The following is a 23335-nucleotide window of genomic DNA, read 5'->3' as shown; positions in this document are numbered from 1 at the left end:
AAGAGATGCCAGCGATCGTGCTGCTCGGCGCCCAGTGGGGCGACGAGGGCAAGGGCAAGGTTACCGACCTGCTGGGTGAGCGGGTCGACTACGTCGTGCGCTACTCCGGCGGCAACAACGCAGGCCACACGGTGATCACGCCGGACGGCCAGAAGTACGCGCTGCACCTGATGCCGTCCGGTGCGCTGTCACCGAGCGCGATGATCGTGATCGGCAACGGCGTGGTGGTCGACCCGAAGGTGCTGCTGCAGGAGATCGACGGGCTCGCCGAGCGCGGCGTGGACGTGTCCCGCCTGCGCATCTCCGGCGACGCGCACCTGATCATGCCGCATCACCGGGCGCTGGACCGGGTGGTCGAGCGCTACCTCGGCAGCGCCCGCATCGGCACCACCGGCCGGGGCATCGGCCCCGCGTACGGCGACAAGGTCGCCCGGATGGGCATCCGCCTGCAGGACCTGCTCGACCCGGGCATCCTGCGCAAGAAGCTGGAGCTGGCGCTCCGCGAGAAGAACCAGCTGCTGTTCAAGGTCTACAACCGCAAGGCGATCGACGTCGAGGAGACGGTCGAGGAGTACCTCCAGTACGCCGAGCGGCTGCGCCCGTACATCGCCGAGACCCGGGTGATGCTCTGGGACGCGCTCGACCGCGGCGAGACCGTGCTGCTGGAGGGCGCCCAGGCCACCATGCTCGACATGGACCACGGCACCTACCCGTTCGTCACCTCGTCGAACCCGACGGCCGGCGGGGCGTGCGTGGGCGCGGGCATCCCGCCGACCGCGATCACCAAGGTCATCGCGGTGAGCAAGGCGTACACGACGCGGGTGGGCTCCGGCCCGTTCCCGACCGAGCTGTTCGACGACAACGGGCAGCACCTGCGCAAGGTCGGCCACGAGTACGGCACCACCACCGGCCGGGAGCGCCGCTGCGGCTGGTTCGACGCGGTGGTGGCCCGGTACGCGTGCCGCCTCAACGGCGTCACCGACCTGGTGGTCACGAAGCTGGACGTGCTGACCGGTCTGGCGAAGGTGCCGATCTGCGTCGGGTACGAGATCAACGGCGAGCGCTTCGACGACATGCCGATGACGCAGACCGACTTCCACCACGCCACGCCGATCTACGAAGAGCACGACGGCTGGTGGGAGGACATCACCAAGGCGCGCACCGAGGACGAGCTCCCGGAGAACGCGAGGCGCTACATCGCCCGCATCGAGGAGCTGACCGGCACCCGCGTGAGCGTGGTGGGTGTGGGCCCGGGCCGAGAGGAAAACGTCCTCCGCCACCCCCTCCTCCCCTAAACCCGCCCTTTGTCGTTGATCAAGGAGTTTGTGTCCAGTCCGGCGTCGGATCCGTACACAAACTCCTTGATCAACGGGGCGGTCGTGGAGTGGCCACCGGGAGAGTAGGTCTGTTTATCCACAGGGTTGTCCACAGGGGTTTCGGCTGTGGAGTGGCGCGGGGGAGCCTGCGCGTGTGGGTGAATTCGACGAGCTGACGCGGCTGGCTGCCGGGCAGGGCGGGTTCGTGACGGCGGGGCAGGCGTTGCGCCTGGGCCTCGGCCGGGAGCAGATCCGGTACCTCGTCCGGGCCGGACGATGGACGCGCGTCTCGCGCGGCTGCTACCTCCCGTCCGCAGGGCCGACGGCGGTGGCGCTGCGACGTGTCCGCATCCGCGCCGCGATCGCGAGCCTGGGGCCGGGCGCGGTCGCCGTACTCGACACCGCCGCCGAACTGCACGGCATCGCCGGCCTTCCGCCGGCGGCGGCGATCCACGCCTCGGTGCCGCCGGACCGGCCGCACGTGCAACGCCGGGCGGAGCCGGGACTGACGGTGCACCAGTTGACGCTCGCCGACGCGGACGTGTGCCAGGTCGAGGGCGTGCCGGTCACCACACCGGCGCGGACCGTTGCCGACGTGTTGCTGCGGGCTCGGCGCTACCCGGCGGTGTGCGTTCTCGACTCCGCGCTCAACCAGGGGATCCTGGCCGAGGACGACCTGTCCCTGGTGCTCGCGCATTTCGCCGGACGCCGCGGGGCGGTCGCCGCCCGGGGGTACCTGGCCGAGGCGGACGGCCGGGCACAGTCACCCCTGGAGACCCGCACCCGGCTCCGCTGCGTCGACGGCGGCGTGCCGCCGGACACCCTCCAACTGCCGGTCCGGGACGAGGACGGTTACCTGCTCGGCATCGGGGATCTGGCATGGCGGGGCGCGCGCCTGATTGCGGAGGCGGACGGCCGGGCCCCGCACCTGACCCCGGAGGCCGTCTACGCCGACCGCTTCCGGCAGAACCGCCTGGTCAACGCCGGCTGGCGGATCCTCCGCTTCACCTGGTCCGACACCCTCCGCCCCGACTACATCCCCCAGACGGTCAGACGAGCCCTGCGCCAGAGCCGTCACCCACCCCGTTGATCAAGGAGTTTGCGGCCGGAAAACCCCAAATCTGGGACGCGAACTCCTTGATCAACGGGGTGGGGTGGGGTGGTCAGTAGGATGCGGGGTCGTGCGCGTACTTCTTGTGGGTGGTGGTGGGCGGGAGCACGCTCTCGCGCTCGGACTCGCCGGGGATCCGGCTGTCGAGGCGCTCGTCGCAGCGCCGGGGAATCCGGGGATCGGCGAGGTCGCCTCGCTTCGGGAGGTGACACCCACCGACCCGGCGGCCGTGGCGGCCCTCGCCGTCGAGGTCGCGGCGGACCTGGTGGTCATCGGCCCGGAGGCGCCGCTGGTGGCGGGCGTCGCCGACGCGGTACGCGCCAAGGGCATCGCGGTGTTCGGCCCGAGCGCGCAGGCGGCCCGGCTGGAGGGCTCGAAGACGTTCGCGAAGGACGTGATGACGGCGGCCGGTGTGCCGACCGCCCGCGCGTACACCTGCGAGGACGCGGCTGCGGTGGCGCGGGCGCTGGACGAGTTCGGCGCGCCGTACGTGGTGAAGGACGACGGGCTGGCCGCCGGCAAGGGCGTCGTGGTCACCGACGACCGGGCCGCCGCCGAGCGGCACGCCGCGGAGTGCGGCCAGGTGGTGATCGAGGAGTACCTGTCCGGTCCCGAGGTCTCCCTGTTCGTGGTGACCGACGGTGAAGCGGCGGTGCCGCTGCTGCCCGCGCAGGACTTCAAGCGCGTCGGCGACGGCGACACCGGCCCGAACACGGGCGGGATGGGCGCGTACGCGCCGCTGCCGTGGGCGCCGCCGAACCTGGTGGACGACGTGATGCGCGACGTGGTGCACCCGACGCTCGCCGAGCTGCGCCGCCGGGGCACCCCGTTCGCCGGTCTGCTCTACGTGGGACTGGCGATCACCCCGTCCGGCCCGCGCGTGATCGAGTTCAACGCGCGCTTCGGCGACCCGGAGACCCAGGTGGTGCTCGCCCTGCTGGAGACGCCGCTGGGTGGGCTGCTGCACGCCGCCGCCACCGGCACGCTCGGCGCGCACCCGCCGCTGCGCTGGCGCGACGGCGCGGCGGTGACAGTCGTGGTGGCGGCCGAGGGCTACCCGGCGGGCCCGCGTACCGGTGACGTGATCACCGGCGCGGACCGCGCCGGGATCATCCACGCCGGAACCCGCCGCGACGCCGACGGCACGTTGCGCTCCGCGGGCGGCCGGGTCCTCTGCGGTACGGCGACCGGCCCGGACCTGGCCGCCGCGCGCGACGCCGCCTACGAGTTGGTACGCGAGGTCGAGCTGGCCGGCTCCCACCACCGCACCGACATCGCGGCGGGTGCGGTGGAGGGCCGGATCACGATTCCCGGCTGACGGGCGACGCCCCCGCGGCGGGACCGGTTCGCGGGGCGCCGTCCGTCAGTCGAAGTAGCGGCGCAACTCCCGGCTCAGCACCTTGCCGGTGGCGTTGCGCGGCAGGTACTTGACGAACACCACGTCCCGCGGCACGGAGAAGCGGGCCAGGTAGCGCCGGACGTACTCGCGGACCGCGTCCGGGTCGAGCGTCTCGCCCGGCCGCAGCGCCAGGAACGCGGCCAGCCGCTGGCCGTAGTCGGGGTCCGGTACGCCGATCACCGCGACCTCGCGGACCTGCGGCAGCCGGGCGATCAGGTCCTCCACCTCGGACGGGAACACGTTCTCGCCGCCGGAGACGATCATGTCGTCCGCCCGGCCGTCGACGAAGAGCAGGCCGTCGGCGTCGAGCCGGCCGAGGTCGCCGGTGTCCAGCAGGCCGTCGCGGCTCTCCCGCCCGACGCCCGAGGTGTAGCCCTCGAAGAGCATCTCGTTGCCCACGAAGATCCGCCCGACCTCGCCGTCCCGGACGGGGCGGCCGTTCTCGTCCAGGATCGCCAGCCGGGTGCCGTGCGGCGGCCGGCCCGCGGTGGTGGGCGCGGCGCGCAGTTCGCGTGGGCCGGCGATGGAGGCCCAGGAGACCTCGGTCGAGCCGTAGAGGTTGTACAGCACGTCGCCGTAGCGGTCCATGAAGGCGGTGGCCAGGTTGCCGGGCAGGGCGGATCCGCTGACCGCGACCACCTTGAGCGGGGGCCGGGGCAGCGGCGGCTCGACCTCCATGAGTCGTTGCAGCATCACCGGTACGGCGAACATCGCGTCGCACCGCTGGGCGACGAGCGCGGTCAGCGTGGCGGCGGGGTCGAATCGGCGGTGCAGCACGACTGTGGCGCGCAGCGCGAACGAGACCTGGAGGGCGGCGTACCCCCAGGTGTGGAAGATCGGCGCGGCGATCATGGTGGTGTTCCGCGCGTGCAGCGGGATGCGGTCGATGATGGACACCAGCGGGCCGAAGCCGTGCGGGGTGGGGCGGCGGGCGCCCTTGGGCGCGCCGGTGGTGCCGGAGGTCAGCACTATGGTGCGGCCGTCCCGCTCGGGCGGCTGGAGCTGTTCGCCGGGGACCGCGGCGGCGATCAGCTCCTCGTGCCGCCGCTCGTCGACCCGGTGCACCTCGGCGGGGAGGCCGAGGACGCGGTCGTTGAACTCGCCGTCGTGGACCAGGACGCGCAGGCCCTGTTCCTCGGCCACGGTGCCCAGCTGAGCCGCGGACAGGCCGGTGTTTACCAGGACGGCGTCCGCGCCGAGCAGCATCGCGGCGACTATCGCCTCGATCAGGCCGTGGTGGTTGCGGCAGAGCACGCCGACCCGGTCGCCGGCCTGGACGCCGAGGTGGGACCGGAGGGAGCGGGCCAGCCGTTCGGAGCGCTCCAGCAGTTCCTGGTACGTCATGGTGGCGCCGCGCTCGTCGACCACCGCGACGCGGCCGGGGTCGCGGGCGGCGGCCTGGCGCAGCTCCCCGGCGAGGCTCCAGCCCCACCGGCGCAGCGCGTTGAGCTGCGAGACGACCCGGATCGGACGGCCCGGGGTGAGTAGTCCACGGCGGGTCAGCGTGGCGGCGATGAACGGCAGGTCCAAGGCGCAACTCCTTCGCGTTCGTGGTTCGTCGACCAGGCTCCGGACGGATCGGCCGTCCGGTTTTGCGTGATCTTGCGCCCGATCGCGGGTCGGGTCGGCCAGGCGGGGGCGCCCGGCCCGCGACGGCGCTGCCTGTCGTCACGGGCCGGGCGGCGTGCCGCCGGCGGTCAGCGGATCTGCATGCCGGAGATGGCCCGGGAGATGACCAGCCGCTGGATTTCGGAGGTGCCCTCGAAGATGGTGTAGATCTTGGCGTCGCGGTACCACCGCTCGACCGGGTGGTCGCGCAGGAAGCCCGCGCCGCCGAGGAGCTGGACCGCCTTGTCGGTCACCGAGACGGCCACCTCGCCGGCCTTGAGCTTGGACATCGAGCCTTCGCCGGCGGCGAACGGCCGGTTGTTGCGGCCCATCCAGGAGGCGCGCCAGACCAGGAGCCGGGCGGCGTCGATCTCCATCTTCATGTCGGCGAGCGCGAACGCGACCGCCTGGTTGGTGATGATCGGCCGTCCGAACTGGACCCGTTCCTTGGCGTAGTCCAGGGCGTACTCGTAGGCGGCGCGGGCCACGCCGAGCGCCTGCGCCCCGACTGTCGGACGGGACAGCTCGAACGTCCGCATCGCCGCCTGGCCGGAGGCGCGCTGCCCGGACCGGGCGCGGGCCAGACGCTCGTCGAGCGCGTCCTTGCCGCCGAGCAGGCAGCGGCCCGGCACCCGGACGTCGTCGAGGAAGACGTCCGCGGTGTGCGAGGCGCGCAGCCCGAGCTTGCGCAGCTTGCGGGTGGCGGTCAGACCGGAGGTGCCCGGGGGTACGACGAACGCGGCCTGCCCGCGCGAGCCCAGCTCGGGGTCGATCGAGGCGGTGACCACGTGCACGCCGGCGATGCCGCCGTTCGTGGCGTACGCCTTCTGCCCGTTGAGCACCCACTCGTCGGTGGCCTCGTCGTAGACGGCGCGGGTACGCATCGATCCGACGTCGGAGCCGGCTTCCGGCTCGCTCGTGCAGAACGCGGCGACGGCCGGGGAGTCGACGTCGCCGAAGCACTGCGGCACCCATTCGACGAGCTGGTCGGGGGTGCCGGCGCCGTAGATCGCGGCGACCGCGAGCGAGGTGCCGAAGATGCTCAGGCCGATGCCGGCGTCACCCCAGAAGAGTTCCTCGCTGGCGATCGGCAGGGAGAGGCCGGTGGGGTCGGCCCAGCAGGTGGCGAGGAACTCGAAGCCGTACAGGCCGACCTTCGCCGCCTCCTGGATGATCGGCCACGGGGTCTCCTCCCGGGCGTCCCACTCGGCCGCGGCCGGGCGCACGACCTCGGCTGCGAAGCCGTGCACCCAGTCGCGTAGATCCCGCTGTTCCTCGTTCAGGTCGAGCGAGAACTCGGCCATGTCAGGCCTTGGGGATGTCGAACAGGTTGGCGATGTTGGCAGCCAGGCCCAGGTCGCCCTTGGCCTTCAGCTTGCCGGTCATGAACATCATCACCGGGTTGGCGCCACCGGAGACGATCTTCAGGAACTCGACCGGGCCCATGGTGAGGCTCAGCTTCGGGTCGCGGGTGGCGGTCTCCGAGACGGTGCAGGCGCCGTTCTCGATGACGATCTCGTACGTGTCGGTGCCACCGTCCGGGCGGCCGGTGATGTTCCAGTGGATGACCGCGTTGGTGGCACCGGCGCGGTCGGCGCGGAACAGCGTGGGCATCCGGTTGAAGACCTCGCTGAGGATCTTGCCGCGCGACTCGCCGGACATGATCTCGGCGATCTTGGCGTCCGGCGTGGACTTGACCAGCTGCGCGAACTCCTTGGGGCCGACGTTCGCGAAGTTGGCCGGGTCGAAGTCAGTCATCAGGAAATGCACCTCTCGGGCGGGGCCAGCTTGGTTACTCTGGCGTAACCCTACGCACGGGTAGGTATGCTCGCAAGAGTGTCCAGCACGCCGACCTTCAAGCGCCTCCCCCGAGCCGTACGCGAGCAGCAGATGCTCGACGCGGCGGTGAAGGTGTTCTCCCGTCGCGGCTTCCACGCCGCCAGCATGGACGAGATCGCCGACGACGCCGGCATCTCCAAACCGATGGTCTACGCCTACCTCGGCACCAAGGAAGAACTCTTCATCGCCTGCCTGCACCGCGAGAGCACCCGGATGATGGAGGCCATCGCCGGCGCCGCCGCCCCCGACCTGCCCGCCGACGAGCGGCTCTGGCGCGGGCTGCGCGCGTTCTTCGGCTTCGTCGGCGCGCACCGGGACGGCTGGGCCGTGCTCTACCGGCAGGCCCGCGGCTCGCAGCCGTTCGCCGCCGAACTCGCCGCCATGCGGGGACGGCTGGTCGAGGTGGTGGCCGGGATGCTCGACCACGCGCTGCGCGCCGCCGGACGGGAGGTCGGCGCCACCGACCTGGAGGTGGTCTCGTACGCGCTCGTCGGCGCCTCCGAGTCGCTCGCCGACTGGCTGGCCGACCACCCGGAGGCCGATGCCGGCAAGACCGCGACCCGGATGATGAACGTGGCCTGGCTCGGCGCCGACCAGCTGTTGCGCGGCGCCACCTGGCACCCCGGCGCTGTGTAAGGAAGGGCCCCTTCTTAACGCCTCCGGTAGTGGAAGGGCCCCTTTTTAACAGTCGCGGCGCGCGGCGGCTCGCCGGTGTGCCCGCCGCCGGCCCCAGCGGGCGGCCTCGAACAGCCCGGTGACCGCGAGCGAGATGGCGACCCCGGCGAGGAGCCCGGAGACGGGGTTGTGCTCGAACGCCAGGCCGCCGAAGTAGCCGAGCAGCGTGCAGTAGATCCCCCAGGTCGCGCAGGCCAGCGCGTCGTACAGCAGGAACATCCGCACCGGATAGCGGACCGCACCCATGGTCAGCGTGACGGCGGTGCGGCCGCCGGGGACGTACCGGGCGGTGGTCAGGATCATCCCGCCGCGCCTGTCGACGGCCCGGCGGGCCCACTCGGAGCCGGCCCGCCGCCGGCTGTCCGCCGGGAAGCGGGCCAGCCGGTGCGCGCCGCCGCCGCGCCCGATCGCGTAGGAGACGTGATCGCCGACGAGCGCGCCGAACGCGGCGGTCACGATCACCAGCGCCAGGTCCGGCTCGCCGCCCGCCGCGAAGACCCCGGCCGTGATCACCACGGTCTCGCCGGGCACCGCCGGGAAGAACGCGTCGACGGCGGTGACCGCGATGATCACCAGGTACACCCACGGTGAGGTCACCGTGTGGTGCAGCAGGTCGAGCGCGTCCCCCATGCACCCATGCTCGGTGGTGCGGTGTTAAGCAGGGGCCCTTCCCATACAAAAGGCGTTAACAAGGGGCCCTTCCTTCTCCTCGGCCGTGGGCCCGCGCGACGTGAGCACCACCGGCGCCCCCAGCGCCTCCGAGACCGCCCCCGCCCAGTCGGCGGGCGCCGAGTCCAGCACCGGCCGGGCCCGCAGCAGCCGCTGCGTGAGCGCCGCCTGCCGGTCCAGGTCACCGGCCGGGCCGGGGACGAGCCGGTCCAGGCCCTCGTACCGGCGGCAGATCCGCAGCTCGGACCCGGCCAGGTCGAGGTGGGTCAGCGCCAGCCCGTCCACCCCACCGGCGACCTCCAGCGCGTACCGGTGGGCGACCGCGTCGAAGTGCCCGAACCGGAACCGGCCCTGCCAGGGGTTCGTCCCGTTGTGCCGGTCGCGGAACGGCAGCGCCGCGTCCTCGGTGACCAGCGGCCCGGGACCGTGCCGGGTGGTGGTCGTGCGCAGCACGCCGAGCCGCTGCGCGGTCCCGGCCAGGCCCGCCTCGGCGAGCAGCGTCTCGGCGTTGGCGAACGTCGTGGTGCTCCACGTCGTGTACGGGTGGAAGCCGTGCCACTCGTCCAGCAGCACCCCCTGCGCGCCCTCGAACACGCAGGTGCCCTCGCGCAGCGCGGATGCCAGCCAGGTCCGGTCGACGATCGCCACCCGGCGCGCGAAGGCCGCGTACGCGGGCAGGCAGTCCTGGACCGGCGGCGCGTCCAGCGGGCCCAGCTCGGCGGTGAGCCGGTCCCGCAGCGCGGTCAGCCGGCGGCGCAGCACCGCCGGGCGGCGGCAGTCCGCCACCCGGGGTGCCTCGTCGGGGTGGGCGAGGCCGTACGCGACCGCCTCGCCCACCCCGAGCCCGCAGGAGCCGTGCCGGTCGGCTCCCCGGGCGATCTCCCGGGCGCGGTTCGCGGCCCGGTGGTACGGGGTGGCGAGCAGCGCCTCCCCGTCCACAGTCAGACGGTCGAGCGCGTCTGGAACGCCGACCGACGCGAGGTGGTCGGCCTCGGCGGCGAGCGCCAGCGGGTCCACCACCACGTGCCGCGCCAGGTGCGTCCGTACGCCCGGACGGAACGTCCCGGCGCCGAACTGCGCGAACGTGTGGTGCCGCCCGTCGCGCAGGACGACGTTGTGCGCCGCCTGCGCGCCCCCGTTGAACCGGACCACCGTGTGCACCTGCCGGGTGGCGCAGAGCAGGTCCACCACTGTGCCCTTGCCGGCGTCGCCGTAGCCGAGGTCGACCACCATCACGTGGTTCACAGCCGGGTGACCCCGCTTCCGCCGTCGGCCGGGCTGAACGGCAGCGTCGCCACCGCGCGGCGTCCCGAGCCGAGCCGGGCGAGCGCCTTCGAGACGGTCCGGGTGGCGGTGGAGCCGGCCCGGTCCAGGTCGCGCAGCCCGGCGTCCAGGTCGATGGCCTGCTCGCCGAGCCCGACGGTGAGCGCGATCGTCTCGCAGACCGCGTCCAGGTCGTCCAGCTCGACCGCGTTCTGCCCGAGCAGGCCGCGCCAGAAGTCCAGCACCTTGCGGTTGCCCGCGTAGTGGCTGCCGGCGGGCAGCAGGTAGTAGGTGTCCCAGCGCGCGGTCACCTCGTCCACGATCTGCCGGACCGGCACGTCCTCGCTCAGGTCGTCGCCGATCAGCCGGGCCACCTCCGCGCGCTTCACCCCCGCGTACGCCAGCTCGTCGCCGATGATGAACAGGTAGCCGCGCCGGCCGCGCTTGTCCCAGCTGTCGGTGGCCGTGTGCCGGGCCATGAAGTACAGCGCCAGCTCGTACGACTCCATCATCTGGCCGCCTCCGCCGCCCTCCAGCACGATCCGGCCGAGGTCGTCGTCCATCCGGTTGTCGGACTCGAACTGCCCGATCTGCAACGGCACCCGGTCGCAGGTGGCGTCGCCGATCGCGCCGAACATGACCTGCGGGTCCTTCGCGTACCCCTGGCGCAGCAGCAGGCCGAGCAGCTGCGGCAGCTTGCTCTGCAGCACCCGGGGCACGTGCCCCATCGAGCCGGTGACGTCGAACAGCACGGCGATCGGCGTCGACTGCGGGTGCTCGGCGGAGTCGCGGCTCTCCCGCAGCGCGTCGCGCGGGTCGAGCGCCGGGTGCACCTTGCGAGCGCCGCTGTCGCTGTACGAGAACGCGCTCTTGCCGGTGCGGCGCCGGTAGCGGTCGGCGGCGTCGTACACGTCGGTGGACCAGATTCCACTGCCCATGGCAGCCTCCCTACGGGTTGAGGGTGAAGGGTCGGAAGGTGCGCGGCCCGTACAGCCGGTGCAGCACCTCGTCCAGTTCGCGCAGCAGCCGCCAGGCGTCGTCGGGCCGGGTGGCGAGCGCGGCGCCCTGGCAGCCGTCGGCGAAGGCGCGCAGCTCGCGGGGCGCGCGGTCGCCCATCAGCCAGGTCATGCAGCGGGCGGCCAGCGCGATGTCGGTGCCGGGGCCGCACTGCCGCTTCGCGGCGACCTCCGGCGGATACCAGTCCTCGTGGCCGGGCACCAGCGCCGGCACGAGCCCGCCCGGCTCGGCCGAGAAGCACCAGTCGACGAGCACCAGGCCGTGCGCGTCCGGCTCGATCAGCACGTGCCGGGGCAGCACCGCGCCGTGCACCACGCCCGCGCGGTGGGCCAGGCCGAGCGCCACGAGCAGCCGCCGCCACATCCAGGCCGCGTCGCGCGGGTCCAGCCCGTCCGGGTACGCGCGGCGCACGTCGTCAAGGCTGCGCAGCCCGGGTACGGTCACCAGCTCGTTGACCTGCCGCTGCACGCCGGTCGACGGGTCACGCGCCGGGTAGGAGTCGACGAGCTTCGGCACGTACGCGAGGTGTCTGGCGTCGCCGCGCTCGGCGATGCGGCGCAACGCGCGCGCCTCGCGGGCCATCAGGTCGTTGTCGCCGGGGTGCCGGGCCACCTTGGCCAGGTGATAAGAAGGGGCCCCTCCTCTACCGGAGGCGTTAACAGGGGGCCCTTCCTTGCGTTCGTGCAGGGTGGCGACGTCGCCGGTGTACGCGGGGGCCGGGGTGCGCCACCGGGTGGTGACCGTGACGAGTGCTTCGGCGGCGGCGGCGCGTACGCCGGGGTCGGCCGCGCCCAGCCGGTCGGGGTGCAGCGCGCCGACCAGCTCGCGGTAGCGGCGGGCCGGCTCGTCGGCGCCGAACAGGTCGGCGTCGGTACGCGCGGCAGTGACCAGCCGGATCGCCTCTTCGGTCCTCACCGCACCGTCTCCTCCCGGGCGGGGCGCAGCAGCGCCGGGTGCAGCAGCCGGGCGTCTCCGGCGCGGTAGAGCTTGGCCCGGGGGCCGCCGCGCGCGCCGCCGCGCTCGGTGCTGGCGCCGGTGCTCTCCACGAAGCCGGGCACCGAGAGCACCTTGCGGTGGAAGTTGCCGGCGTGCAGCGGGTGCCCCCAGACCGTCTCGTAGACCTCCCGCAGCTCGGTGATCGTGAACTCGGGGGCGAGGAAGCGGGTGGCCAGCGGCGTGTACTCCAGCTTGGAACGGGCGCGCTCCAAGCCGTCGTCGATGATCCGGCCGTGGTCGAAGGCGAGCTGCCGGCTGGTCAGCGCGGTGACCGGCAGCCAGATCGCCTCGTCGGCGTCGGTGTCGGCGACCGGGTCGGGCAGGTCGGGGGCGAACGCCAGGTGCGCGACCGAGACCACCCGCATGCGCGGGTCGCGGTCCGGGGCGCCGTAGCTGCCGAGCTGTTCCAGGTGCACCCGGCGCAGCCGCTCGCCGCCGAGGCCGGTCTCCTCGGCCAGTTCGCGCCGGGCGCCGGCGGTCAGGTCCTCGTCCGGCTGGACGAAGCCGCCGGGCAGCGCCCAGTGCCCCGCGAAGGGCGGCGCGCCGCGGCGGATCAGCAGCAGGTGCAGCGCGCCCTCGCGGATGGTTAGCGCGACCACGTCGACGGTGACCGCGACCGCCGGGTAGTCCCGCGGGTCGTACCCGGCGAGGAAGTCCTGCTCGTTCACGGTCACTCACTCTCTCAGGTTGAGAACAACTCACTCTGAGAACAACTTAGCGCCGAAAAGAGGGGACGGCAAGTCCCCTCTTTCGCTCAGCGCACCGAACCGGTCAGGTGCGGCCTCCCGTCCCGGGCGCTGTGCAGCGCGAAGTCCCAGTCCGCGCCGTTCGGCGAGGCGCTGAACGCCACAGTCGACGGCAGCGGCACCGGCAGCTTGAACGCCACGTCCACCGTGTACGCCTCTGGTAGCCGGGGTTCCAGCGCGGCCAGGCATCGGGCCTTGCTCCACATGCCGTGCGCGATCGGGCGCGGGAAACCGAACAGCCGCGCGCCCAGCTTCGAGGTGTGGATCGGGTTGTGGTCGCCGGAGACGCGCGCGTAGTCAGTACCCACGCGGGGCATCACCCGCCACTGCGCGGAGAAGGCCGGCGGTTCCGGGCGGTCAGCCCGGTCGCGCCGCGGGCCGCCGCCGGACGCGCGCTCCTTCCCGAGGTACGTGGACACGCCGCGCCACACCTCCTCGCCGCCGATCGAGCCGACAAGCACCACGTCGAGCTGGCGGCCCCGCTCGTGTGGGCGCAGGTTCTCCGCGTACGTGTGGAAGTCGACGCGCTCGCCGACCTCGACCGGCCGGCGCACGGTGATCCGGTTGGCCACGTGCACCACACCGGTGAGCGGGATCGGGAAGCCCGGGCTCGTCATCAGCCGCAGCGACAGCGGAAACCCGAGCACGTGCAGGTACGTCGCCGGCAGCCGGTCGGTCAGCCGGAACCCGCACACCCGGTCGTAGTCCGCCAGGTGCCGCTGATCCACAGAGACCCCGCCAACGGCGAGTTCCAGCCCCGGCACGTCAGCCCCGCGCCGCCCCCCAACCCCCGGAACGACCCCGAGTAACGCCCGCCGATAAAGCGCCCCACTGGCAGGCAGCCCGTCCAACTCCACCCGCCGCCGCCCCACCGCTCCTTCACCCCGTCGATCATGAGGTTGGCTGCCTTGTGGATCTCCAGAAGTGCCGTCAACTTCATGATCGCCGGAGGTGGGGCGGGCGGCGGCGTTGGTGCGGGCCAGGGCGGCGGCTCGGGCGGCCGTGAGGTCGCGGGTGGGGCCCTCGATCAGGTCGTGCAGGGTCAGGTCGTCGTCCTCGTGGTCACGGGGTGCCATCACGCCCCCAGGAGGCTCTGGCCGCAGACCCGGACCACGTTGCCGCTGACCGCGCCGCTCGCCGGCCAGGAGAGCCAGCCGATCGTCTCGGCCACGTCCACCGGCAGGCCGCCCTGGGCCATGCTGTTCATCCGCCGTCCCGCCTCGCGGATGGTCAACGGGATACGCGCGGTCAGCCGCGTCTCGATGAAGCCCGGCGCCACCGCGTTCAGGCTGATCCCGCGCTCGCGCAGCACCGGGGAGAGCGAGTCGACCAGGCCGATCACGCCGGCCTTGCTGGTCGCGTAGTTGGTCTGCCCCCGGTTGCCGGCGATCCCGGCGATCGACGAGACCGAGACGATCCGGCCGCCGGCCGGGATCAGGTCGCGTTCCAGCAGTACGTCGTTGATCCGCTCCTGGCTGGACAGGTTCACGTCGATCACCGAGTCCCACCGGTCGGCGTCCATCCGGCCCAGCGTCTTGTCCCGGGTGATGCCCGCGTTGTGCACCACCACGTCGACCCGCCCGTGCCGGGACGCCAGGTGCTCCGCCAGCCGGGTCGGCGCATCCGGCGCGGTCAGGTCGAGCTGCACCGCGCTGCCGCCGATGTCGTTGGCGACGGCGGCCAGCTCGTCCCCGGCCGCGGGGATGTCCAGCGCCACCACCTGCGCGCCGTCGCGGGCCAGCACCTTCGCCAGCGCCGCGCCGATGCCCCGCGCCGCGCCGGTCACCAGCACCACCTGCCCGTCCAGCGGCCGGTCCCAGTCGGCCGGCGCGACGGCGGTGCCGGCGCCGACCCGGATCACCTGGCCCGAGACGTACGCGGACCGGCCGGAGAGCAGGAACCGGAGCGTGGACTCCAGGCTCACCGGGGTACCGGCGTCACCCTCGCGTGTCACGTAGACCAGTTGGGCGGTGACGCCCCGGCCGAACTCCTTGCCGATGCTGCGGGTCAGGCCCTCCAGCGCGCGCTGGGCGGTAGCCTCCCGAGGGGAGCCGCACTCGGCCGGCGGCGTGCCCAGCACGATCACCCGGCCGCTCGGCACCAGCGAGCGGGCCTGCGGGTGGAAGAAGTCGTACAGCTGGCGCAGCCCGGTGGAGTCGGTGATGCCGCTGGCGTCGTACACCAGGGCCGCGAAGCGGCGGTCGGCGTCGTGGGCGGCGACCGGATCGGCCAGCTCGACTCCGGCGGCGGTCAGGATCTTGCCGGTCGGCTCGGCGATCCGGCCGCCGGTCGAGGAGCCGAGCAGGACCGGCCCGGGAACGAGCGGGTCGCCCGGCGTGTGCCGGCGCAGTCGAGGCGGATCGGGCAGCCCGAGGCGCTTGACCAGCGCGCGACCGGCCCCCGTCTGGACGAAGCTCGCGTACCTGTCGGTCATAGGCGTAGCCTACTGGCGAGTAGGGTTCGGGCAACAGTTTCGAGGGAGGCCGATCGTGCAGAGTGTCCGGCGGGTCGCGGTCATCGGGGGCAACCGCATCCCCTTCGCCCGGTCCAACTCGCGCTACGCGCACGCGTCGAACGCCGACATGCTCGGCGCGGCGCTCGACGGGCTGGTCGCCCGGTTCGGGCTGGCCGGCGAGCGGGTCGGCGAAGTGGTGGCCGGCGCGGTGCTCAAGCACTCCCGCGACTTCAACCTCACCCGTGAGGTGGTGCTCGGCTCCCGGCTCGACCCGCACACCCCCGCGTACGACATCCAGCAGGCCTGCGGCACCGGACTGGAAGCCGCCATCCTGGTCGCCAACAAGATCGCCCTCGGGCAGATCGAGGTCGGCATCGCCGGTGGCGTCGACACCACCTCGGACGCGCCACTCGCCGTCAACGAGGACATGCGGCGCACCCTGCTCCAGCTCAACTCCGCCCGTACGCTCGGCGAACGGCTCAAGATCGCGGCGAAGCTGCGCCCGCACCAGCCGTTCAAGCCGGAGATCCCGCGCAACGCCGAGCCGCGTACCGGACTGTCCATGGGTGAGCACGCGGCCCGGACGGCGCTGCGCTGGAACGTCGACCGGACCGCGCAGGACGAACTCGCGCTGCGCTCGCACCAGCGGCTCACCGCCGCGTACGACAAGGGGTTCTTCGACGACCTGATGACCCCCTACCTGGGGCTGACCCGCGACCAGAACCTGCGCCCGGACACCAGCCTGGAGAAGCTCGGCTCGCTCAAGCCGGTCTTCGGCGCCTCCGGCGCGGACGCCGAGCGAGCCACCATGACCGCCGGCAACTCCTCGCCGCTCACCGACGGCGCGTCGACCGTCCTGCTCGCGTCCGAGGAGTGGGCCAAGGCGCACAACCTGCCGGTGCTCGCCTGGTTCTCCTGGTCCGAGACCGCCGCCGTCGACTTCGTGCACGGCGACGAGGGGCTGCTGATGGCCCCCACGTACGCGGTGCCCCGGATGCTGGCCCGGGCCGGGCTCAGCCTCCAGGACTTCGACTTCTACGAGATCCACGAGGCGTTCGCCTCCCAGGTGCTGGCCACGCTCGCCGCCTGGGAGTCGCCGGAGTTCTGCAAGGAGCGCCTCGGCCTGGACGCGCCGCTCGGCTCGATCGACCGGGAGAAGCTGAACGTCAACGGCTCCTCGCTGGCGGCCGGCCACCCGTTCGCCGCCACCGGCGGCCGGATCGTCGCCACGCTCGCCAAGCTGCTTGATCAGAAGGGGAGCGGGCGCGGCCTGATCTCCATCTGCGCGGCCGGTGGGCAGGGCGTGACAGCCATCCTGGAGCGCTGACAGCCTCCGGCAGGGCTGCGGTCCCGGCCGCAGCCCTGCTCCACGTTCCCGTCGGCGCCCGGAGCAACCCGAGGGCGGCTCAGCCGCGTCACCTGGGCATGAGGCGTACGAGAGGCTCCGGGACGTGAACCGGGCCGAGGAAGACGAGTACCGGCAGTTCGTCACCGCCCGGCTGGAGTCGTTGCGCCGCACCGCGTACCTCCTCTGCCGCGAGTGGCACACCGCCGACGACCTGGTCTCCATCACGATCGGCAAGCTCTACCGGCACTGGCGCCGAGTCCGCGCGGCGGAGAACATCGACGCGTACGTGCGCGGAATGCTCACAAACGCCTGGCTGGACGAGCGGCGGCGGCCCTGGCGGCGCGAGCACAGCACCGACACGGTGCCGGAGACCGCCGACATGATCCTGCCGGAGCCCACGCTCGCCGAACGCGACATGCTGCTCGCCCTGCTCGGCCAGCTACCGCCCCGGCGACGCGCCGTGCTGGTGCTCCGCTACTACTGCGACCTGTCGGTGGAGGAGACCGCCGACGTCATGGGTATCAGTACCGGCACTGTGAAGAGCCAGTCCGCACGCGGCCTGGAGGCGTTGCGCCTGCTGCTGGGCGGCATCCCGTCGACCCGAGGGGAGCTGTCATGACGTACCGACAGTTGTTCGACGACCTGATCGGCGAGCCGCCGGTCTCCACGGTGGATGTCGACCGGGTGATCAGCGGACAGCGCCGGGCCCGGCGGCTGCGGATCGGGGCCGGTACGACGGCTGTTGCCGCGGTGGTGGCGGCAGTGCTGGTCGGCACCACGACGCTCATCGGCAAGCCGCATGCCCAGCCGGCCAAACCGGCACCGGCCGTCACGACGATTCCCGGCAGCGATCAGGACCTGGACCGGATCGACGCCGCGGTGATCGCGGCGTTGACCCGCGCGATGCCGCGCCTGGCCTGGGCGGTCAAGGACGGGCCGGTGATCGACACCCCCGCATGGGCCTCCGACGTCATGGGCCGGCCCGGCTCCCTCGGTTACCGGGGAAACGGCAGCTTCCGGGCGGACGGGGTGGACCTGGTCGCGAGCCTGCAGATCACTCCTGACGGCGCGAAGAGCTGGCAGGCCGAGGCGGCTCGCGGATGTTCCAAGAACGCCGTCGAGTGCGGCGAGCAGACGGGTCCGGACGGCGAGAAGATCAGGTACCACCGGTCGGTCTGGGAGCAGGAGGTACCTCCGCAGCTCCGGGATCAGATGTCGAGCCGGACAGAGAGCGCTGGTGTGACAGCACTGCGTCGGGACGGCACGTTTCTGAACCTGAGCCTCAGGACCGTCACCGCCGAGGACAAGCTTCCGGTCGCCGTCGGGCAGCTGATCCCGGTCGTGGTCGACCGGGCCGTCGCCCTCGCGCCGGAGCCGTCCCCCACACCGGCGGCCACGTCCACCGTCACCACTGTCGCGGGCACCGCCGCGGACGCGGCGCGTCTCGAGGCGGCGCTGACCAGCGCTCTGCGCCGGCAGGCACCCGACTTCACCTGGCTGACCAAGTGGGGCGGCGAGAGCAGCCCGACCTCGGTCGGGTTCGAGCCCAAGGGCTGGCTGAGCGTCGACGCACCGATGATGGATGCCGCCACGTTCCGGGTCGGGAACCGGGCCGCGCAGGTCACGCTACGGCTGGTGCGCGACGGACAGGCAGCCTGGTCGGTCGCCCCGCCCTGCCCGACCGCCGCGCTCGCCGCCCGTCACTGCACGGTGACCGAGTTCCCTGGTGGCGAGCGCCTGCGGGCCCGGCGGATGCTCTCCGACTTCGGCTCGCGCCCCGGCTCGGCACGGCCGGTGGGAAACAACAGCTACCTGATCGAGTCGCTCCGCCCGGACGGCACGCTGGTCCGCCTCTATCTCACGCAGGACAAGCCGGCGCTCTCGATGGAACAGACGATCGAGATGGCTAGGGAGCCGTCGCTCGTCCTGGCCCCACGGCCCCCGGCGGGAACCGCCACCAGCCAGGTCTACAGCCCGCTCAGGTGGGACTACGACGGCGCAGCGTCGGCGGCAGCCACCGGCGCGCTCGACGCCGTCTCGCCGGACGGAATGATCTATCTGCTGCCCTTCCGCGGAGGGGGCGACGGGCCCAACGGCGCGACTCTCCTGTCGTACAACTTCATGGTGCAGCGAGGCGGGCTGGCCGGCGACGGGGAGATCATCGTGGAGCGCCGCGCGGCGCTGGTGCTGAGCTGCGCCACGGTCGGGGCGCTCCCGCCCGCGACGCACCGGGCGCACGCGCATGACGGCGAGTGCACCGAGTCGACCCGCCCGGACGGGAACCGGGTCGTCACGATCGTCTCCCGTCCGGCCGGGTCGGTGGTCTACAGCGTGTTCGTCCAGCGACCCGACCGCGGCACGGTCGAGGTGGTGATCGACAACCGGCCCAACACCGGAGGCGCCTCGGACATGCCGACGGACGGAGACTTCGGGCGTCGCTGGCCGAAGGGCGTCAAGGGTGGCGCGACCCCGCCGCTCACTCTGGAGCAGGTCACGGCGCTAGCCGCGCATCCGGATCTGATCAACTTGTTGCCCTGATCCGGAGAAGGTCGACGCCCGGGTCCGGACCGGTCCAGGGCGTCCGCCACCAGCGGGCCGACCGGTGGCGGCGCGAGCCCGTACGCGAGAATGAGGGCCGTGACGACGATCCCGAACGTGCTCGCCAACCGGTACGCCTCGCCCGAACTGGTCGCCCTCTGGTCGCCGGAGGAGAAGGTCCGGATGGAGCGCCGGCTCTGGCTGGCGGTGCTCAAGGCCCAGCGTGATCTCGGCGTGCCGGTGCCGGACGGCGTGGTCGAGGCGTACGAGCGGGTGGTCGACGACGTCGACCTGGCCTCGATCGCGGCGCGGGAGCGGGTCACCCGGCACGACGTGAAGGCCCGGATCGAGGAGTTCAGCGCGCTCGCCGGGCACGAGCACGTGCACAAGGGGATGACCTCCCGGGACCTCACCGAGAACGTCGAGCAGCTGCAGATCCGTGCCTCGCTGGAGCTGATCCGGGACCGGGTGGTCGCCACGCTGGCCCGGCTGGGCTGGCACGCGGGCGAGTACTCGGCGCTGGTGATGACCGGCCGGTCGCACAACGTGGCCGCGCAGGCCACCACGCTCGGCAAGCGCTTCGCGTCCGCCGCGGAGGAGCTGCTGATCGCGTACGAGCGGCTGGAGGACCTGATCGGCCGCTACCCGCTGCGGGGGATCAAGGGGCCGGTGGGTACCGCCGCCGACCAGCTCGACCTGTTCGACGGCGACGCCGGGAAGGTGGCCGAGCTGGAGCGCCGGGTCGCCGGGCACCTGGGCTTCAGCCGGGTGCTGGACAGCGTCGGCCAGGTCTACCCGCGTTCGCTGGACTTCGACGTGCTCTCCGCGCTGGCCCAGGTGGCCGCCGCGCCGTCGTCGCTGGCCACCACGATCCGGCTGATGGTGGGCCAGGAGCTGGTCACCGAGGGCTTCAAGCCGGGCCAGGTCGGGTCCAGCGCCATGCCGCACAAGATGAACACGCGCTCGTCGGAGCGGGTGAACGGCTTCGCGGTGATCATCCGGGGTTACCTGTCGATGGTCGGTGAGCTGGCCGGTGACCAGTGGAACGAGGGCGACGTCTCCTGCTCGGTGGTACGCCGGGTGGCGCTGCCTGATGCGTTCTTCGCTGCCGACGGCCTGTTCCAGACGTTCCTCACCGTGCTGGACGAGTTCGGTCCGTACCCAGCGGTGATCAACCGGGAGCTGGAGCGCTTCCTGCCGTTCCTCGCCACCACGAAGATCCTGGTGGCAGCCGTACGCCGGGGTGTCGGCCGGGAGGTCGCGCACGAGGTGATCAAGGAGCACGCGGTCGCCGTGGCGCTGGCCATGCGGGAGAAGGGCGCGGCGGAGAACGACCTGTTCGACCGCCTGGCCGCCGACGGCCGGCTGGGCCTGACCCGGGCCGAGATCGACACCCTGGTGGCCGACCGCAACGCCTTCGTTGGCGCCGCCGCCGACCAGGTCAACCGCGTGACCGCACGAATCACCGGGGTAGTGCAGTCCCACCCCCAGGCCGCGGCCTACTCCCCACCCCCCATCCTCTGACCGGCCCGGCCCTCTTCTCGGTGATCAAGGAGTTTGTGTCCTGCGCGGAGCGTCGCAGTGACACAAACTCCTTGATCAACGGTGTGGTGGGAGGGGTCAGGGGCCGGTGGGGGTTTCGGCTGCGGAACTCAGGTTGGGGGCGCTGGCCGGTTCGGCGATGCCGCCCGGGGCGGAGGCGATCTCCGGGTCGTGGGCGGTCTCGGCCGCGATCGCCGGCTGGTCCGGCGGCATGACGTCCGGCATCTTGGGCGCGACGATCACCGCCGTGCCGTACGCGCAGATCTCCATCCACATCTCGCCGCAGTCGCGGCTGTCGAAGCGCATGCCGATCACCGCGTTCGCGCCGAGGCGGCGGGCCTCCTCGCCGAGCCGGGCCACCGAGTCGGTACGCCACCGGGTCAGGTTGTCCGGCGCCAGCGGGTCGTATGCGCCACCGCGCAGGTTCTTGACCCCCTCGCGGTACGGGTTGCGGGTCCTCGCCATCGACGAGACCACTTCGCCGAGGATCTGGCGGATCTCGTAGCCAGGCAGTTGATCCGTCGTCACGACCAGCACGTTTCCGATGCTGTCAGCCCCCGGCCGGGTGGTTCGGGAGCCGTGTTCAGCTGATCGCATGCTGAAAAACGACGCGGCGCGGACGGCCGGGCTGCTCCCGGCCGATCCGCGCCGCATCGGCATCAACCGTCAGACACCGGCCGTCGAGGCGATCCAGGACCGGTTGTACGCGACACTGCCGTAGTTCTGGATGCTCTGGCCGTCGGCGGTGGAGGCCACGCCGACCTGCTGGCCGTTGTAGAACTGCGGGCCACCCGAGTCGCCCCGCCAGGCGTTGCCGTTGACCCGGGTGCTCCGGATCGCCTGGCCGCCGTACGCGTCGGTGACGCTGGTGCTGGTCACCCGCACGCTCGCGGTCTTGAGCTGGGGCGACGCGCCGCAACCGCTGTAGCAGGTCATGCCCCAGCCGTAGATGGTGTTCGTGGAGCCGACCGGCGGGTTGCTGCTGGCGAGCGAGACGGCGGAGGTGCTGACCGTGCTCGACAGGCGCAGCAGGGCCAGGTCGTAGCGGGTGTAGGAGGCGCTCACGGTGCGGGTGACGCCACCCGAGGCGTAGTAGACGCTGCCGACCCGCACGGACATGGTGCCGCTGACGCAGTGCCGGGCGGTGAGCACCCACTGGGGCGCGATCACGCTGCCGGAGCAGGTGAACGAGCCGTTGCTGAAGACGGCGGCGGCCCAGGGCGCGGACGAGACGGTGCCGCCACCGATGATCGGCTGCGGGCCGGCCGGCGCGGCGGCGGCGCCGGAGGCGGTGGCCAGGACACCGGCCAGCGCGGTGGTCAGCACGGCGAGCAGGGGACGGAGGCGCATGTCGGGGCTCCTTCTGCGCGACGCCCGGGGTTGCCGGGCAGAATGACACCCGCCGGACGGGGGAGCCGGCGAGAGACATCGATCGGGTGCATCGACATCTGACGATGCATGCTACGGGCGTGCCTCGCGGTGTCACAAGAGATGAATCGAAAAACGCCGATGGCGTGACGTCCGCCGCGTGTCGCGTCGACGTGCTGTCGGATACCTGTCCAAGCTGGGGCGTTTCGCAGCAGAATGCCTGGTAGAGGGGGGTGCGGAGGGTCACCCACAGGCACCGAGCGCAACGAATTCGCATCGACGCAGCAACGAACGGGCAACGGTGCCCGGCCGGCGTCGCCGGTCCCGCCCGGCACTGCCGGAACTGCCCCCGGCCGGTTCGGGCCGGGCGGTATCTGCCAGGTAGGCTGGCTGCGCTCGCCCGATAGTGGGCCGGCACCCAACTGCGTACACAGTCAGGAGTGCCCCGTGCCTCGCGTCGTAGTCGACGTCATGCTCAAGCCCGAGATCCTCGATCCGCAGGGCCAGGCCGTCGCGAACGCGCTGCCCCGGCTCGGCGTCAGCGACGTCGCCTCGGTTCGGATCGGCAGGCGGATCGAGATCGAGTTCACCGGCGAACCGGACCTGGACCGGGCCCGCGAGATCGCCGACAAGCTGCTGGCCAACCCGGTCATCGAGGACTTCACCGTCCGCGTGGTAAACACCGACGAGACCGCGGGCGCGCAGTCGTGACCGCCCGGGTCGGTGTGGTGACCTTCCCCGGCTCGCTCGACGACGGGGACGCGGCCCGCGCCGTGCGGATCGCCGGCGCCGAGGCGGTCCGGCTCTGGCACGGCGACCCGGACCTGCACGGGGTGGACGCCGTCGTCCTGCCCGGCGGCTTCTCCTACGGTGACTACCTGCGCTGCGGCGCCATCGCCCGGTTCGCCCCGGTGATGGAGACGATCGTCCAGGCCGCGCGAGGTGGCCTGCCGGTCCTCGGCATCTGCAACGGCTTCCAGATCCTCTGCGAGGCGCACCTGCTGCCCGGCGCGCTCACCCGCAACCAGCACCTGCACTTCCGCAACCGGGACCAGGTCCTGCGGATCGAGGCCACCGGCACCGCCTGGACCAACGCGTTCCAGCCGGGCCAGGAGGTGCTCGTCCCGGTCAAGAACGGCGAGGGCTGCTACGTCGCGGACGCCGCGACGCTCGACCGGCTGGAGGGCGAGGGCCGCGTCGTCGCCCGCTACGTCGGCGGCAACCCCAACGGATCGCTGCGCGACATCGCCGCGATCACCAACGAGGCCGGCAACGTGGTCGGCATCATGCCGCACCCCGAGCACGCGGTGGAGGCGCTCACCGGCCCGTCCCTGGACGGCCTCGGCTTCTTCACCTCGGTGCTCAAGCACCTGGTGGGAGCGCCGGCGTGATGGTGGCCGTGATCATCGGTCGGCTCACCCGCCGCACGGGCGGCGAGCGCAACA

General features: G+C 72.5%; 22 protein-coding genes. 10 read left to right on the top strand and 12 right to left on the bottom strand.

Features of this window, described 5'->3' with window-relative positions; translation table 11 throughout:
* Positions 1–5 precede the first annotated feature (5 nt).
* The 3 genes from HA073_RS24505 (at position 6) to purD (ending at position 3745) form a co-directional block, all read left to right on the top strand.
* On the top strand, positions 6–1295 hold the full coding sequence (locus tag HA073_RS24505) for an adenylosuccinate synthase (protein ID WP_043327554.1): 1290 nt from the start codon (positions 6–8) through the stop codon (positions 1293–1295).
* Positions 1296–1470: 175 nt separating this feature from the next.
* Positions 1471–2406 carry a type IV toxin-antitoxin system AbiEi family antitoxin domain-containing protein gene (locus HA073_RS24500; RefSeq protein WP_113972267.1) on the top strand — a complete coding sequence of 312 codons (936 nt, stop codon included), beginning with the start codon at positions 1471–1473 and terminating at the stop codon, positions 2404–2406.
* Between the two features lie 91 nt (positions 2407–2497).
* Positions 2498–3745, top strand: a complete 1248-nt coding sequence (purD, locus tag HA073_RS24495) for a phosphoribosylamine--glycine ligase (RefSeq protein ID WP_166457369.1) — start codon at positions 2498–2500, stop codon at positions 3743–3745.
* Between the two features lie 45 nt (positions 3746–3790).
* Here the strand turns inward: purD and HA073_RS24490 are convergent, their stop codons facing one another.
* From HA073_RS24490 to HA073_RS24480, 3 genes are all read right to left on the bottom strand, one after another.
* Positions 3791–5356: an AMP-binding protein gene (locus tag HA073_RS24490; RefSeq protein WP_166457368.1), complete on the bottom strand. Its 1566-nt coding sequence runs from the start codon at positions 5354–5356 to the stop codon at positions 3791–3793.
* A gap of 167 nt (positions 5357–5523) precedes the next feature.
* Positions 5524–6738 carry an acyl-CoA dehydrogenase family protein gene (locus HA073_RS24485; RefSeq protein WP_064447943.1) on the bottom strand — a complete coding sequence of 405 codons (1215 nt, stop codon included), beginning with the start codon at positions 6736–6738 and terminating at the stop codon, positions 5524–5526.
* Position 6739: 1 nt separating this feature from the next.
* Positions 6740–7192 carry an SCP2 sterol-binding domain-containing protein gene (locus HA073_RS24480; RefSeq protein WP_043327552.1) on the bottom strand — a complete coding sequence of 151 codons (453 nt, stop codon included), beginning with the start codon at positions 7190–7192 and terminating at the stop codon, positions 6740–6742.
* A gap of 78 nt (positions 7193–7270) precedes the next feature.
* On the opposite strand from HA073_RS24480, the gene HA073_RS24475 reads away from it, so the two are divergent.
* Positions 7271–7909: a TetR/AcrR family transcriptional regulator gene (locus HA073_RS24475; RefSeq protein ID WP_030500578.1), complete on the top strand. Its 639-nt coding sequence runs from the start codon at positions 7271–7273 to the stop codon at positions 7907–7909.
* 45 nt (positions 7910–7954) lie between these two features.
* On the opposite strand, the gene HA073_RS24470 is transcribed toward HA073_RS24475, so the two are convergent.
* From HA073_RS24470 to HA073_RS24440, 7 genes are all read right to left on the bottom strand, one after another.
* Entirely contained in the window at positions 7955–8578 is a 624-nt protein-coding gene (locus HA073_RS24470; protein ID WP_043327550.1) for a DedA family protein, read from the bottom strand.
* A gap of 24 nt (positions 8579–8602) precedes the next feature.
* The gene (locus HA073_RS24465; RefSeq protein ID WP_064448328.1) at positions 8603–9862 is read right to left on the bottom strand and encodes an adenylosuccinate synthetase; all 1260 of its coding nucleotides are present in this window, start codon (positions 9860–9862) and stop codon (positions 8603–8605) included.
* A complete protein-coding gene (locus HA073_RS24460; protein ID WP_166457367.1) occupies positions 9859–10818 on the bottom strand; it encodes a hypothetical protein in 960 nt (319 codons plus the stop codon). Before HA073_RS24460 ends, HA073_RS24465 begins: the two co-directional genes overlap by 4 nt.
* A 10-nt stretch (positions 10819–10828) precedes the next feature.
* A complete protein-coding gene (locus HA073_RS24455) occupies positions 10829–11812 on the bottom strand; it encodes a serine/threonine protein kinase (protein ID WP_069088128.1) in 984 nt (327 codons plus the stop codon).
* Positions 11809–12567: an NUDIX domain-containing protein gene (locus HA073_RS24450; RefSeq protein WP_176722790.1), complete on the bottom strand. Its 759-nt coding sequence runs from the start codon at positions 12565–12567 to the stop codon at positions 11809–11811. The genes HA073_RS24455 and HA073_RS24450 overlap by 4 nt, the downstream gene beginning before the upstream one ends.
* A gap of 80 nt (positions 12568–12647) precedes the next feature.
* The gene (locus HA073_RS24445) at positions 12648–13715 is read right to left on the bottom strand and encodes a MaoC/PaaZ C-terminal domain-containing protein (RefSeq protein ID WP_240925933.1); all 1068 of its coding nucleotides are present in this window, start codon (positions 13713–13715) and stop codon (positions 12648–12650) included.
* The gene (locus HA073_RS24440) at positions 13715–15073 is read right to left on the bottom strand and encodes a 3-oxoacyl-ACP reductase (RefSeq protein ID WP_104113529.1); all 1359 of its coding nucleotides are present in this window, start codon (positions 15071–15073) and stop codon (positions 13715–13717) included. Before HA073_RS24440 ends, HA073_RS24445 begins: the two co-directional genes overlap by 1 nt.
* Positions 15074–15128: 55 nt before the next feature.
* On the opposite strand from HA073_RS24440, the gene HA073_RS24435 reads away from it, so the two are divergent.
* From HA073_RS24435 to purB, 4 genes are all read left to right on the top strand, one after another.
* On the top strand, positions 15129–16421 hold the full coding sequence (locus HA073_RS24435; protein ID WP_166457366.1) for an acetyl-CoA C-acetyltransferase: 1293 nt from the start codon (positions 15129–15131) through the stop codon (positions 16419–16421).
* Positions 16422–16545: 124 nt separating this feature from the next.
* A complete protein-coding gene (locus HA073_RS24430) occupies positions 16546–17061 on the top strand; it encodes a SigE family RNA polymerase sigma factor (protein ID WP_043327545.1) in 516 nt (171 codons plus the stop codon).
* Positions 17058–18980: a hypothetical protein gene (locus tag HA073_RS24425; protein ID WP_166457365.1), complete on the top strand. Its 1923-nt coding sequence runs from the start codon at positions 17058–17060 to the stop codon at positions 18978–18980. Before HA073_RS24430 ends, HA073_RS24425 begins: the two co-directional genes overlap by 4 nt.
* Positions 18981–19070: 90 nt before the next feature.
* Positions 19071–20504, top strand: coding sequence for an adenylosuccinate lyase (gene purB / locus HA073_RS24420; protein ID WP_205798435.1), 1434 nt, complete (start codon positions 19071–19073; stop codon positions 20502–20504).
* A gap of 96 nt (positions 20505–20600) precedes the next feature.
* Here purB and HA073_RS24415 read toward each other — a convergent pair whose 3' ends face one another.
* Positions 20601–21176 (bottom strand): YbjQ family protein, encoded by a 576-nt coding sequence (locus HA073_RS24415; RefSeq protein WP_176722791.1) that lies wholly within the window; start codon positions 21174–21176, stop codon positions 20601–20603.
* A gap of 12 nt (positions 21177–21188) precedes the next feature.
* Complete coding sequence (locus HA073_RS24410) at positions 21189–21872, bottom strand: trypsin-like serine protease (protein ID WP_043327542.1); 684 nt, start codon at positions 21870–21872, stop codon at positions 21189–21191.
* A 465-nt stretch (positions 21873–22337) separates the two neighbouring features.
* On the opposite strand from HA073_RS24410, the gene purS reads away from it, so the two are divergent.
* Complete coding sequence (gene purS, locus HA073_RS24405) at positions 22338–22601, top strand: phosphoribosylformylglycinamidine synthase subunit PurS (RefSeq protein WP_043327541.1); 264 nt, start codon at positions 22338–22340, stop codon at positions 22599–22601.
* On the top strand, positions 22598–23281 hold the full coding sequence (gene purQ / locus HA073_RS24400; RefSeq protein ID WP_043327540.1) for a phosphoribosylformylglycinamidine synthase subunit PurQ: 684 nt from the start codon (positions 22598–22600) through the stop codon (positions 23279–23281). Before purS ends, purQ begins: the two co-directional genes overlap by 4 nt.
* Positions 23282–23335 lie beyond the last annotated feature (54 nt).

This window comes from Micromonospora sp. CMU55-4, assembly GCF_011602315.1.
Lineage (GTDB): Bacteria > Actinomycetota > Actinomycetes > Mycobacteriales > Micromonosporaceae > Micromonospora > Micromonospora chalcea.
Note: the sequence above shows the minus strand (reverse complement) of the source record. Positions and strands in the feature narration are given on the sequence as shown.

Coding starts and splice junctions, on each gene's coding strand:
- HA073_RS24505 (WP_043327554.1), top strand. CDS start 6: ATGCCAGCGATCGTGCTGCTCGGCGCCCAGTGGGGCGACGAGGGCAAG.
- HA073_RS24485 (WP_064447943.1), bottom strand. CDS start 6,738: ATGGCCGAGTTCTCGCTCGACCTGAACGAGGAACAGCGGGATCTACGC.
- HA073_RS24480 (WP_043327552.1), bottom strand. CDS start 7,192: ATGACTGACTTCGACCCGGCCAACTTCGCGAACGTCGGCCCCAAGGAG.
- HA073_RS24470 (WP_043327550.1), bottom strand. CDS start 8,578: ATGGGGGACGCGCTCGACCTGCTGCACCACACGGTGACCTCACCGTGG.
- HA073_RS24460 (WP_166457367.1), bottom strand. CDS start 10,818: ATGGGCAGTGGAATCTGGTCCACCGACGTGTACGACGCCGCCGACCGC.
- HA073_RS24445 (WP_240925933.1), bottom strand. CDS start 13,715: ATGGCACCCCGTGACCACGAGGACGACGACCTGACCCTGCACGACCTG.
- HA073_RS24440 (WP_104113529.1), bottom strand. CDS start 15,073: ATGACCGACAGGTACGCGAGCTTCGTCCAGACGGGGGCCGGTCGCGCG.
- HA073_RS24425 (WP_166457365.1), top strand. CDS start 17,058: ATGACGTACCGACAGTTGTTCGACGACCTGATCGGCGAGCCGCCGGTC.
- purB (WP_205798435.1), top strand. CDS start 19,071: ATGAGGGCCGTGACGACGATCCCGAACGTGCTCGCCAACCGGTACGCC.
- HA073_RS24415 (WP_176722791.1), bottom strand. CDS start 21,176: ATGCGGCGCGGATCGGCCGGGAGCAGCCCGGCCGTCCGCGCCGCGTCG.
- HA073_RS24410 (WP_043327542.1), bottom strand. CDS start 21,872: ATGCGCCTCCGTCCCCTGCTCGCCGTGCTGACCACCGCGCTGGCCGGT.